Origin of the sequence: Thalassotalea piscium, from assembly GCF_030295935.1 — a bacterium.
Classification (GTDB): domain Bacteria; phylum Pseudomonadota; class Gammaproteobacteria; order Enterobacterales; family Alteromonadaceae; genus Thalassotalea_B; species Thalassotalea_B piscium.
The window spans coordinates 1048713-1061480 of the sequence record NZ_AP027362.1 but is presented as its reverse complement, the minus strand read 5'-3'; the positions used below and the strand labels follow the sequence as shown (position 1 = coordinate 1061480).

Sequence of the window (12768 nt, the reverse complement as noted above, 5' to 3'; positions counted from 1 at the left end):
GAGGCGCATTGTAGCGTAATTAAACAGGCAAATAAACGATAGAATAGCGCCAACTTTAGCTAAGTTGAATGTTTATAAAAAGCTTGGGCTTATATGCTCTATCATCAATTGTAAAGACAGTTTATTTCTAAATTCATTTATGTCTAAGCGATAAGCTAAATGAACCTGCTTTACTTGAGCATTTGGCCATTGCTTAACATCTACATTAAAAGCAATACCATCATAAAGCTGCCCTGATTTTTCAACCATTATTTTTAAATGTTTTTCACCAACAATTCGTTGCTGTACAAGTGTAAAAACATCATCAAACAATGGTTCTGGAAAGTTTTGCCCCCAAGGCCCACCATCTCTGATCATCTGCGCAAAATCTAGCGTCATTACTTGAGAAGGCAGTGCGCCATCAGAGATTACCGTTCCTTCTAGAAATTCTGGCTTTAGCCATAGCTTTGCATACTCAATAAATGCTTGCTGAAACAGCTCAAAGTTTACTTTATCAATAGATAATCCAGCAGCCATAGCATGTCCACCAAACTTAATAATAAGCTCTGGGTGCTGGCTATCTATATGCTCTAGCAAATCACGTATATGTAATCCTGGTATAGAACGGGCTGAACCTTTAAGCTCGTCACCACTTTCAGACTGTGCAAATACTATGGTTGGTCGGTGATACTTTTCTTTTAATCGACCCGCAACTATACCGATCACACCTTGGTGCCATTCAGGATGAAATAATGCTAATGCATGTGGCATACTAGCTTCAGTAAAGTTAAGATCTTTCATTACTGTTTCAGCTTCTTGTTGCATGCCTTGCTCGATTTCTCTACGAGTTTTATTGAGACTGTCGAGTTCTTGCGCCATTGTGCGCGCATTCATTAAGTTATCGGCAAGTAAACAATTAATACCAAAAGCCATATTATCTAATCTACCCGCCGCATTAATACGAGGGCCAAGAGCAAAGCCAAAGTCACTTGCCACTAGTTTCTGTTGGTTTTTCCCTGCAACCTCTATCAATGCTTGAATGCCTGGACGTGTAACACCTGCCCTAATTCGCTTTAAGCCTTGCTCAACTAAAATACGATTATTAGCATCTAATGACACCACATCTGCAACAGTACCCAGTGCCACTAAATCAAGTAATTGCGCAATATTAGGCTCTTTAATGGCAAGTTCATCAAACCAATTTTTTTCACGTAAAAATTTTCGCATCGCTAAGCAAAAATAAAAGGCTACACCAACCCCTGCAATTGACTTACTAACAAACGTACAATCAGGTTGATTAGGGTTAACGATAGCGTCAGCTGGTGGCAGATTTTTTCCTGCCAAATGATGGTCAGTTACAATAACTTGCAAGCCGAGTTCTTTCGCTCTTTCCACACCCGCATGACAACTAATTCCACTATCAACCGTAATCAATAGTTTCGCACCTTGTTTCGCCGCAATATCAACAATTTCGGCGGTTAAGCCATAACCATACTCAAAACGATTCGGCACTAAAAACTGGTGAAATTTACTACCAAATAAAGACAGCGCTTCCATCATTAATGCGGTACTTGTAGCACCATCGGCATCAAAATCACCAATAATAAAAATTTGCTGTTGATTCTTAAGTGCCAAATAAAGTACTTCACAGGCTTGTAAAAGCCCTTTCATGGACTCTACAGGCGCGAGCGACTGAGTAGCTAACGTTAGCTCTATATCAGAGCTAACGCCTCTACTTGCGTACACTTGTTTAAGAATTGGGTGTAAATTTGCTGGTAAATGTTCATCGGGAACTTTATTACGACGAACAATTTTTTTAAGCATGCTTATCCTGTCGCTTTAATTTTTTCTATTATCTCTAATAAACTTTCTGGATCTTTATATCCTGGCAACATAAATCCATTATCGAAAATAATAGCGGGGGTGCCAGTAACACCAATTTTACGACCAAAATTAAATTCATCTTCAATAGGTTTGTCACAAATACGCTGAGCAACATTTGACCCCATTTTTGCTTTCGTTAATGCCGCTTTTGGATCTTCATTACACCAAATTGAACGTAAGTCTTTAAAGCCCTTAGAGTACTGCCCCATTTGATCTTTAATTCCGTATCTCGGGTATGCTAAATAACGAACAGTAATACCTTTATCGTTGTAATCATCTATTTGCTCATGCATTTTTCTGCAATAACCACAGGTAATATCAGTAAACACATTAATCACATGCTTTTCATTTTTAGCTGGAAAAACAATCATGTCTTTCTCAAAGCTATTTACACCGTCAACTCTAATTTGCATTAATGTCTCTTCAGTTAAATCACTTCGAGCGGCGATGTCGTATAATTTCCCGTCAATTAAAAAGTTACCATCAAGGCTTGAATAAAAAACGCCATGATCTGCAATAATTTCCACCAATCCCACCATAGGGCTCGCTTTTATAGAGGTTATACTTCCTATTACACCACCTAATTTTGTACGCAACGCATTAAACTCGCTATTTACAGCTGTATTTTTTAATGCACTTTCACCATCAAATGCAAGCAGTAGAGATGATGAAGTTAATCCAATAAATAACGCGGTACTTACTACAAATTTTTTAAACATATTTTTTCCTAAATAAAACGATACGGTGTACCCATAAAGTTATTGACCCAATATAAACAAGACCGCCTTAATTGCGCTAAAATTACAGGCTTATCAATAAAAAATCAATATTGAAACTCTTTAATCATAGTTGATGATAACACTTCACCTAGTGTTTCTGATAAACTCGCGACAATTTAAACGACTTACTACCATTGATAACGGCATTTTTACGATGAAAATAGGTTTATTTTACGGTTCGACCACATGCTATACAGAAATAGCCGCAGAAAAAATTCAGCAACACTTTACTGGTGATCTCACTATTGAGCTTTTTAATATCAAAGAAATACCATTGGCTGAGTGTCTAAATTTTGACTTACTAATTTTCGGTATATCAACTTGGGACTACGGTGAAATTCAAGAAGACTGGGAAAGCCACTGGCCTGAAATTGCCAACTTAGACCTGTCAGATAAAGTCATTGCACTCTTTGGAATGGGTGATCAAATTGGTTATACCGAGTGGTTTCAAGATGCTTTAGGTATGTTGCATCAACAAGTTATTGCACAAGGGGCGTATTGTATTGGCTACTGGCCTAACAATGGTTACGAATTTGCCGCATCTAAAGCGTTAACAACAGATACCACCGAATTTGTTGGTTTGGCACTTGATGAAGATAACCAATATGAACTGACAGATGAACGAATTGCAACTTGGTGCCAGCAAGTTAAAAACGAGATTCACACACTATTGTCATCAGATTAAAGCATTTTTATTACTCAGGTAAGGGTCTAGCTAATAGCGTTAATAGTCTTTATAATTAGCAGCTATTTTATCAAAGCGAATTTTATTTTTTATGTTTGAGCAGTTCGAGCTAGATTCAGAACTTCTAGGCGGCATTAACAATGCTGGCTTCAAAAAGCCCACATCGATCCAGTCTCTTGTTTTACCAGTAGCAATGGCAGGAAAAGACGTATTAGCGTCAGCTCCTACTGGTACAGGAAAAACGGCCGCCTTTTTGTTGCCCGCTGCCCAGCACCTACTTGATTACCCTCGTAAAAGACCCGGTTTTCCTCGCGTACTTGTACTATCACCAACCCGTGAATTAGCATTACAAATTGGTGAACAAGCAGAGAAGCTTACTGCGCTTACCACAATAAAGACCGCAGTAATAACTGGCGGTGTTAATTATGGTAGTCATCAAGACGTTTTAACGGGTAATACAGACATTTTAATAGCAACACCTGGACGTTTACTTGAATACATAGAAAATGAACAGTTTGACGCCAGAGATATTGAAATTTTAGTGTTAGATGAAGCTGACCGTATGCTCGACATGGGTTTTTCTGAAACCATCAATCGCATTGTTGGTGAAGCAAGGTGGCGTAAACAAACATTATTATTTTCAGCAACTTTAGCAAGCGCTGGTGTTAGCAGATTCGCCAGAGAAATTTTAAACGAGCCAGTTTTTCTTGAGTCAAACCCATCTCGTCAGGAAAAAGCCAAAACACATCAGTGGATCCATCTTGCTGATAATAAAGATCATAAATTCAAGTTATTAGCCAATATTTTGAAACAAGAAGGCGTTAAACGTGCTGTCGTTTTTGCTAATAAACGCGAAACCGTTCAATACTTATCGGGTAAATTATACGCTGAAGAAATTCCATGCGCATGGCTTGAAGGTAAAATGCTTCAAGATAAACGCAACAATGCTGTAGATCGCTTAAAAACAGCAAAGGTAAATGTTTTAGTCGCTACAGACGTTGCAGCAAGAGGTCTAGATATTGATGATATTACCCATGTAATTAACTTTGACATGCCAAGAATGGTAGATATTTATATTCACCGAATTGGTAGAACAGGCCGTGCTGGTAATAAAGGCACTGCTATTTCATTAGTGGAAGCACATGACATGGCTGTTATAGGAAAAATTGAACGCTTTATTGGTGAAAAACTCGCTCGAAGAGTAATTGAAGAACTTCGTCCACAACATAAAGAATCTCGCGTTTCTATTAAAAAGCCTAAAGTAAAAAGAACAACCGCTCAAAAGAAAGCAAAGGCTAAAAAAATAGCTAAACGTAAAAAGTAAACACCAAGACATTTGACCATAAAAAAAGCATCACGAAATACGTGATGCTTTTTTTATAAGAGTAAACCACCACTTTAGCTAGGGCGTGTTGATCTTTACTGAACATTTTTACAGCGATTTGTTTGGTGTTTATACAAGGCTGAACCTATGTAATGGGGTTGTTCCCCATAAATAAGTGAAAACGCCGTAGAAAAACCAAAGAGGCGCTGTCCTATGGATACGTTTAAACACGCCCTAGTGCTTATTAATCTTCTTGCTTACGGGTAAACACCCAGTTATTTCCTTGGCTTAAATCAGCATCATATTGATATCCAGCGCTATCAAAGTTTTTTAGCTGTTCAACATTATTCACTTTATGCTCGATAATATAACGAGCCATCAGTCCTCGTGCTTTTTTCGCGTAGAAGCTGATCATTTTATACTGACCATTTTTCCAGTCTTTGAACGCAGGAGTTATTATTTCAGCCTTTAAGTTTTTTTTCTTTACCGCTTTGAAGTATTCGTTTGAGGCTAAATTAATGAGGAGGTTATCACCTTGGTCAACCAACGCCTGATTAAGCTTGTCTGTAATAATATCACCCCAAAATTGATACAAATTATCACCTCTTGAGTTACTCAATTTAGTACCCATTTCTAATCGGTAAGCTTGCATTAAATCAAGTGGTTTTAATAAACCATACAAACCAGATAAAATTCTCATGTGCTGTTGAGCAAAGCTGAAATCATCATCAGATAATGTTTTAGCGTCAAGCCCCGCATATACGTCACCATTAAACGCTAATACAGCAGGTCGTGCATTGTCTGTAGTAAAAGGTTTTGACCACTCACCAAATCGCGCAGCATTTAACCCTGCTAACTTATCACTGATACCCATTAATGAGCTAATATCCGCCGGCGAAAGTTCTACGCAGCGATCAATAAGTAATTGGCTTTCATCTAATAGTTCAGGTTGTGAATATTTTTCAGTAGTGAGTGGCGATTCAAAATCTAAATTTTTCGCAGGAGAAACAACAAGCAACATTTTATTTTCCGAGACTAGTGGGTTAAATAATCACACTATAACATAGCAGTGTTTTTTTTAAGAATTGTTAAATAAAAAATAATTAAAACTAAGACAAGTTATTACTAGGGCTTGCTTAAATCATTAAATTTGATACAAATAGAATACTACTTATATTGAGTGAAGCTATTTATTACGCTAATTTATAAAAAGTAACCAGATCAAATATCGGCATTATCCAAACCTTGTCATATTTTTATACCCTATATGGTATTAGCATATATAAACGTTAACTTTTTCACTTTACCAAAACACAAGGCAAATTATGGCTAATCAACTCGAACAGTTAAAACAAATGACGACTGTCGTTGCAGATACCGGCGACATAGAAGCAATTGCTAAATTTCATCCACAAGATGCCACCACAAATCCTTCTCTATTATTAAAAGCTGCATCTTTGTCTGGCTATCAATCGCTATTAACACAGGCAGTTAATTGGGCAAAGGCACAATCGAAGAATGCTGAACAGCAAGTAGCAGATGCAGCAGATAAACTTTCAGTATTAATTGGGCTAGAAATATTAAAAATTATCCCAGGAAGAATTTCTACTGAGGTAGATGCTCGTTTATCATTTGATACACAGGCCTCAATCGACAAAGCACACAAGCTTATCGCCATGTATAACGAAGCAGGGATTAAAAACGACCGCATTTTAATAAAACTGGCTTCAACCTGGGAGGGAATAAAGGCAGCAGAACAATTAGAACAAGAAGCTATTAATTGCAACCTTACCTTATTATTTAGCTTCGCCCAAGCACAAGCTTGTGCCGAAGCCGGCGTTTATTTAATTTCACCATTTGTGGGACGGATTCTCGATTGGTATAAAAAGTCCTCAGGTAAAGATAGTTATCCTGCAAATGAAGACCCTGGTGTTGTTTCAGTTACTCAGATATATAATTACTATAAAGCTAAAAATTATAATACTGTGGTTATGGGGGCAAGCTTTCGCAATAAAGAAGAAGTTTTAGCATTAGCTGGTTGTGATCGTTTAACCATTAGCCCACAGTTACTTGATGAATTAGCTAATAGCAATGAAACAATCACACGTAAGTTAACGCCTGATAAACAACCTTTAAAAGCTACAGATAAGCTAAGTGAACAACAGTTTAGATGGGCAATGAATGAAGATCCTATGGCGACAGAAAAGCTTGCAGAAGGGATACGTAACTTTGCTATTGACCAAGTCACGCTAGAGCAACAACTCTTCAAATTGCTTTAAACATATAGAGAAATTAGCTGTATTGTTATGCCAAATAGTCGAATTTAATAACCCCTTGTAACTAAAAATAAACGCTTGAAGCTAGTTTATATAAACTAGCTTCAAGCGTTTATGCCCTATTAATACCAATTGTGTAGAGCTACTACAGCAAAAAATCACCTTACGAGATGAACAAATTCTAATCGATTGATTGCTTAGGGCGTGTTGATCTTTACTGTACATTTTTGCAGCGATTTATTTGGTGTTTATACAAGGCTGAACTTATGTAATGGGGTTGTTCCCCATAAATAAGTGAAAACGCCGTAGAAAAACCAAAGAGCCGCTGTCCTACGGATACGTTTAAACATGATTGACTTTTCGTTGCTTACACGGAAGTAGGTACTTAGCGTGAGCAGGACGCGGAAGCTGTCTAGCTCATTTATGTAGAATAACGACACTTTATTCGCTACGCCTCAATTAAATCATGTTTAATTCGTACAAAATTTGTACTCGAAAGATCAACACGCCCTAGGGTCTGTTGATCTTTCATTTTAGCCTCTGCTATAGACTATTTTTTAAGATAACAAGGCGAAAATGGTGCAATGTAGTATTCTCGGCTTTGGCATCCTGCGTCGCTCTACCTTCTGCATCAGTGCAGTCGTACTTTAACCATTTTTAACGATGTTAGGTTGAAAAATAGTCATAGCCCTTTGGGTTGCCTTGAAAAAGCGTCACTCTTTGTTGCCTACAGGATGTAGGTACTTAACGAGAGCAGGACGCGGCAGTTGTACTTAATGTGCATTTGGAACAACCAAACATTACATTAAGTGCCTCGACTGTCATCTTTTTCAAATGCAACAGAGCTATAAACTGAAAGATCAACAGACCCTAGTAATAAATCGCTATTTATTTTTCATATTTTTGTAAAAAAATGTTCATAAAACCATTCTATTCTTCGATGTAATATGTTATTAAAACAATGCAGTTGTAAGAAAAGGAGCATACCATGGATAAAATAGAAGAATTATTGAACTCTTTGGGAACACCAGCCAAATCAAGTTCAAGTAATAATAAAAAACGTAAATGGCGTGAAATAGAACAACTGAAGGAGAAGTTTCAATTAGAAAAGGAACTTAAAGCCTACGAGAGTTCACTAGACTATTCCTTAGAGGACTTTTAAGTAATTAATTATAACTATAATTTAAAACCCAGTATTTACTGGGTTTTTTATTACACAAAAATGAGGTAAAAGTGATCGCACTAGGTAACAGTAACGCCACACTAAAGGTTTATATTGAGAACAGGCCTCCTTTAGCTCCGTACTTAACACTTGAACATTGTTTACCGCTACGCAAAGATGATATCAGCACTATTGGTAAAGAAACCGGTAACCATTGGCGTAAAATTTTTAATGTTTATGCCAAGCTAATATACGAGCTTGCACCTCAACATTTCGCAACATGGCAACAATTACGAGATTTATCATTATTACAAAAGGAGAGCAATCAATGCTTAGTATTCTCCGCGCCTAAATTTAAAGCCCCTACTAAAGAAATCTCGATAATTATGGGGAAAACTTATGCTACAACACTCGGCATAGCACAAAAGTGTCAATGGCTATCACCCGTTTTTGCAATTAACTCATCACTTAATATTATTGTTTGCCCATATTTTGATTATAGACAGTTAACGAATGAAAGAATTACACAGTTAACCACACTAATTAAAAAACTTTCCAATAACCTCAATTATGATGAACGAAGTAATTCTACAAGTTTTTTAGCGTCTAGCTAAGTTTGTGCTACTACCAATGGTTAGTGGTTGAATACCTAGAACCACCTATACTAATGCTAAGCTATCAATAACAAAGAGTAGCTAAAGCCGCAGCAATACTGCAATACATTGACATATAAACTATATTTTATATAGCTAGCCATTATTTAGTATAAACTTATACCATTTTGCATAAAGCTGAAATAAAAAAGTAGCTAACTCTATCAGTAGCTACTTCATTGTTTAATATTCATTGTTAACAGTTACTTTGTTTAAAGTAGCTATGCTAAGCCGCTAAGCCGCTAAGCCGCTAAGCCGCTAAGCCGCTAAGCCGAGGTTAACTAGGCTCAATCGGCTTGTCTACACCTTGTTCAGCTATTACTTCATCAACTGCAGCGGGTGTTTCTATTTCAATGCGATCAACTCGTTGTAAGCCTCTAGGAAGTTTATTGCCTCTTCGTCCCCTTTCACCTCGATAATGTTCAATATCACTATTTTTTAGGGTAAGTTTACGTTTTCCTGCGTGTAGAGTTACAGCATCTTCGGGGTTAATGACTTCAAGCAGAGTGACATATTCTTCCCTTGCTTTTGCTCTCGCTGAAGAAATATTGATAATTTTATTTCCCTTGCCCTTACTTAAAATAGGTAAATCTTTTACTGGGAAGACTAACATTCTTCCTTCAGTTGTTATTGATAACACAAGCGCGTTATCAAGATTCATAATCCGTATGGGTAACATTACTTTAGCATTTGCAGGCAAACTTAATAATGCTTTACCATTTTTATTACGGCTGACCATTTCTGAAAACTTACCAACAAAACCATAACCTGCGTCGCTACTTAATAAGTAATTACAGTCGTCATCAGCCATTAATGTATGTTCAAAAGTAGCACCACTAACCAAACTAAAGCGTCCTGTTAAGGGTTCTCCTTGGCTACGTGCTGTTGGCAAAGTGTGGGCATCTGTAGCGTACGCTCGCCCAGTTGAGTCAATAAAAACAACAGGACGGTTGCTACGCCCTTTAGCCGAGCATAAATATTCATCTCCAGCTTTGTAGCTAAGTGTCTCTGGCTCGATATCGTGTCCCTTAGCACAGCGCGCCCATCCCTTATCAGAAACAACAACAGTTACAGGCTCACTTGGCACTAAATCTTTTTCAGATAATGCTTTAGCTTCGCTACGTTCAACCAAAATAGAGCGACGATCATCTCCATACTTTTCAGCTGCTTCTATTATTTCTTTTTTAATAAGCGTGTTCATTCGCGCTTTAGAATTGAGTGTTTTTTCTAAATATTCACGTTCTTTGTTTAGCTCGTCTTGCTCAGCACGAATTTTAATTTCTTCAAGCTTTGCTAGTTGACGTAGCTTAATTTCTAAAATAGCTTCAGCTTGTATCTCAGAAAGATCAAAACGCCTAATTAGTTCTGCTTTGGGGTTATCAAAGCCTCTAATAATTTCAATAACTTCATCAATATTAAGATACGCAACTAATAAGCCGTCAAGAATATGCAACCTTGCTAATACTTTATCTAAACGATACTGCAAGCGTCGACGAACTGTTTCTCGACGATACTCTAACCACTCGATTAAAATAGTACGTAAGTCTTTAACCGCCGGCTTATTATTAAGCCCAATCATATTTAAGTTAACACGATAGCTTTTTTCTAAGTCAGTTGTTGCAAATAAATGTTGCATTAATTGCTCAATGTCTACTCTATTTGAGCGTGGCACAACAACTAAACGAATTGGGTTTTCATGATCAGACTCATCACGTAGATCAATTACCATCGGTAATTTTTTAGCCGTCATTTGACCTGCAATTTGTTCAAGAATTTTGCCGCCTGAAGCTTGATGTGGCAGTGAAGTAATAACTACTTCGCCATGCTCAATTTCATACACCGCACGCATTTTAATGCTGCCTCGGCCAGTTTGATAAAGCTTTTCAATTTCAGTTTTTGGCGTAATTATTTCAGCTTCAGTTGGGTAATCAGGTCCTTTAACATACGCTAGTAAGTCAGCCACCTCTGCCTTTGGTGACTCGATTAAATGTATACAAGCATCAGCAATTTCCCGCACATTATGTGGAGGTATATCAGTTGCCATACCGACGGCAATACCTGTGATCCCGTTAAGTAATATATGAGGTAGCCTTGCTGGTAACGTTTTAGGCTCCTTCATTGTCCCGTCAAAGTTAGGTATCCAATCAACAGTACCTTGACCTAACTCCGCAAGTAATACTTCACTAAACTTTGATAAACGTGCTTCGGTATAGCGCATAGCCGCAAATGATTTAGGGTCGTCGGGTGCACCCCAGTTTCCTTGTCCGTCTACAAGAGGATAGCGGTAAGAAAAAGGCTGAGCCATCAATACCATTGCTTCATAACAAGCGGAGTCGCCATGGGGATGAAACTTACCAAGCACATCACCTACAGTTCTTGCAGATTTCTTATATTTAGCTAGCGCAGAAAGCCCTAACTCAGACATCGCATAGACAATACGGCGCTGAACAGGCTTTAAACCATCACCAATATGCGGCAAAGCTCTGTCCATAATGACATACATGGAATAATTTAAATAAGCTTCTTCAGTAAACTGCCTTAAAGGGCGTTGTTCGACACCATCAAGACTGTATTCAAGCACGTCAGACATGAACTTTTGTTCCTACTTTTAACTTAACAAACAGATGGGTTGTAAAAAATATTAATCAAAACACCTACTGATTAAAATACCTGTTATGGCATGGGCATAGCTTATCTGATAATTGTTTTGGAAAAAACTGTAAACTCAATAAAAGTTAGCTATCGTTCGTTTAATAAGCGTTTGAGAGACTTTATTGAGTTTAAGTTGATGCTGTGGTCTCGCTAGGTTGATAACAACACACTCTATTTCGCCCTTGCTCTTTGGCATTGTACATTGCTTCATCAGCAGCATGTAATAATATATCGAAAGATGGTGTTACTTGTGCCAAATTAGCTACGCCAATACTTACGGTAATTTTACGTTCAATATTAATTGTACTTAAGTCAAGTTGCTCAACCTTTTCTCTTAAACGCTCAGCAAAAGCTTTTGATTCTTCAAGGCTAGCACCTGGTAAAATAGCGGCAAATTCTTCGCCACCTAAACGCGCGTAATAATCTCTAGAGCGTATAGTTTCTGTACCGACCTCAGCTACCATTTTAATAACTTTATCACCAACATCATGACCATAATTGTCATTAACTGATTTAAAAAAGTCTATATCTAACAAAATAGCACTAACAGTATTTCCTTCTTTAACTGCTTCGTTAACTAATAAGTTACCTTTTTTAAATAAGCTGCGGCGGTTAAATAATCCAGTTAATGCGTCAGTTTTGGCTATTACTCTTAACCTGTTACTCACATGAACTTGTCGTAAAATCAGTGCTAAAAAAAGCAAGCCAACTAAGGATAAAATTACAAGATTACGTAACTGAATATATTTTTCATTCTCTGCTTCTTTTATTTTTAAACGTTTAAGCTCATTTTGGCTTTCTAATAAAAGGTTTTCGTTTTGCTTAATTGCAGTGCCATACTTTTCATCAAGTGCTTTTATGCGGCTATCTTTCATGTTCATTAATGAATCGCTGTAGCGATTCATATAAGACCTTTTAGCGTCATAGGCCCTTTTATATTGCCCAAGCTCACTGTGATACTTTGCTAAAGCCAAATATATATCAAAGAAAAGTGGAGTGGCTAACTGGCTTTGCAGCATTTGTTCTTCATAGGAAATTGCCTTATTAGCCCAATTAATCGCTTTTTGTATTTCACCATTATGGTATGAAATATAAGCAGACAAATAATTTAACAAATAGTACTCAGCCGCATTAAGGGGTGGAAGTTCACTTTCAATTTGCGAGAGCATTTCATGAGATACGTTATCGTTATTCTTCATTTTATCAATTAATGTAAATATTGAAGGCCGCACTTCGAGCTCTACTTTACTATCAAGCATATTGTTAGGTGCGCTATGTGTTATGGTGTTTTGCTCTTGATATGCGATGGTTTGTAAAGTAACTAAAGAAGCTGTATTTTTAGCCGCTAACACTTTGGTAGTACTTGCTAGCATG

The 12768-nt window shown here is 37.3% G+C and carries 10 protein-coding genes; 5 read left to right on the top strand and 5 right to left on the bottom strand.

The features are described from left to right. Nucleotides 1-72: 72 nt before the first annotated feature. Both recJ and dsbC read right to left on the bottom strand, forming a co-directional pair. Complete coding sequence (gene recJ / locus QUD79_RS04450; RefSeq protein WP_184423795.1) at nucleotides 73-1803, bottom strand: single-stranded-DNA-specific exonuclease RecJ; 1731 nt, start codon at nucleotides 1801-1803, stop codon at nucleotides 73-75. A gap of 2 nt (nucleotides 1804-1805) precedes the next feature. Beyond that, entirely contained in the window at nucleotides 1806-2582 is a 777-nt protein-coding gene (gene dsbC / locus QUD79_RS04445; protein WP_184423796.1) for a bifunctional protein-disulfide isomerase/oxidoreductase DsbC, read from the bottom strand. Nucleotides 2583-2796: 214 nt separating this feature from the next. Between dsbC and fldB the strand changes: the two genes are divergently transcribed. Next, nucleotides 2797-3327, top strand: coding sequence for a flavodoxin FldB (gene fldB / locus QUD79_RS04440; RefSeq protein ID WP_184423797.1), 531 nt, complete (start codon nucleotides 2797-2799; stop codon nucleotides 3325-3327). A gap of 91 nt (nucleotides 3328-3418) precedes the next feature. After that, nucleotides 3419-4651 (top strand): ATP-dependent RNA helicase SrmB, encoded by a 1233-nt coding sequence (srmB, locus tag QUD79_RS04435; protein ID WP_184423798.1) that lies wholly within the window; start codon nucleotides 3419-3421, stop codon nucleotides 4649-4651. A gap of 244 nt (nucleotides 4652-4895) precedes the next feature. Here the strand turns inward: srmB and yaaA are convergent, their stop codons facing one another. Continuing rightward, entirely contained in the window at nucleotides 4896-5672 is a 777-nt protein-coding gene (gene yaaA / locus QUD79_RS04430; RefSeq protein ID WP_184423799.1) for a peroxide stress protein YaaA, read from the bottom strand. Between the two features lie 304 nt (nucleotides 5673-5976). On the opposite strand from yaaA, the gene tal reads away from it, so the two are divergent. The 3 genes from tal to QUD79_RS04415 all read left to right on the top strand — a co-directional run bounded on the left by tal (nucleotide 5977) and on the right by QUD79_RS04415 (nucleotide 8703). Beyond that, entirely contained in the window at nucleotides 5977-6930 is a 954-nt protein-coding gene (gene tal, locus QUD79_RS04425) for a transaldolase (RefSeq protein ID WP_184423800.1), read from the top strand. 985 nt (nucleotides 6931-7915) lie between these two features. Further along, nucleotides 7916-8089: a DUF3545 family protein gene (locus QUD79_RS04420; RefSeq protein ID WP_184423801.1), complete on the top strand. Its 174-nt coding sequence runs from the start codon at nucleotides 7916-7918 to the stop codon at nucleotides 8087-8089. Nucleotides 8090-8160: 71 nt separating this feature from the next. After that, nucleotides 8161-8703 (top strand): DUF6942 family protein, encoded by a 543-nt coding sequence (locus tag QUD79_RS04415; protein WP_184423802.1) that lies wholly within the window; start codon nucleotides 8161-8163, stop codon nucleotides 8701-8703. Between the two features lie 316 nt (nucleotides 8704-9019). On the opposite strand, the gene parC is transcribed toward QUD79_RS04415, so the two are convergent. Together parC and QUD79_RS04405 are read right to left on the bottom strand one after the other, a co-directional pair. Continuing rightward, nucleotides 9020-11332: a DNA topoisomerase IV subunit A gene (gene parC / locus QUD79_RS04410; RefSeq protein WP_184423803.1), complete on the bottom strand. Its 2313-nt coding sequence runs from the start codon at nucleotides 11330-11332 to the stop codon at nucleotides 9020-9022. Nucleotides 11333-11522: 190 nt separating this feature from the next. After that, a complete protein-coding gene (locus QUD79_RS04405; RefSeq protein ID WP_184423804.1) occupies nucleotides 11523-12767 on the bottom strand; it encodes a GGDEF domain-containing protein in 1245 nt (414 codons plus the stop codon). Nucleotide 12768: the final 1 nt, after the last annotated feature.

Excerpts from the sequence above, each read along its gene's own strand:
- tal (WP_184423800.1), top strand. The coding sequence starts at position 5,977 with ATGGCTAATCAACTCGAACAGTTAAAACAAATGACGACTGTCGTTGCA.
- parC (WP_184423803.1), bottom strand. The coding sequence starts at position 11,332 with ATGTCTGACGTGCTTGAATACAGTCTTGATGGTGTCGAACAACGCCCT.
- recJ (WP_184423795.1), bottom strand. The coding sequence starts at position 1,803 with ATGCTTAAAAAAATTGTTCGTCGTAATAAAGTTCCCGATGAACATTTA.
- dsbC (WP_184423796.1), bottom strand. The coding sequence starts at position 2,582 with ATGTTTAAAAAATTTGTAGTAAGTACCGCGTTATTTATTGGATTAACT.
- yaaA (WP_184423799.1), bottom strand. The coding sequence starts at position 5,672 with ATGTTGCTTGTTGTTTCTCCTGCGAAAAATTTAGATTTTGAATCGCCA.
- QUD79_RS04420 (WP_184423801.1), top strand. The coding sequence starts at position 7,916 with ATGGATAAAATAGAAGAATTATTGAACTCTTTGGGAACACCAGCCAAA.
- QUD79_RS04405 (WP_184423804.1), bottom strand. The coding sequence starts at position 12,767 with ATGCTAGCAAGTACTACCAAAGTGTTAGCGGCTAAAAATACAGCTTCT.
- fldB (WP_184423797.1), top strand. The coding sequence starts at position 2,797 with ATGAAAATAGGTTTATTTTACGGTTCGACCACATGCTATACAGAAATA.
- srmB (WP_184423798.1), top strand. The coding sequence starts at position 3,419 with ATGTTTGAGCAGTTCGAGCTAGATTCAGAACTTCTAGGCGGCATTAAC.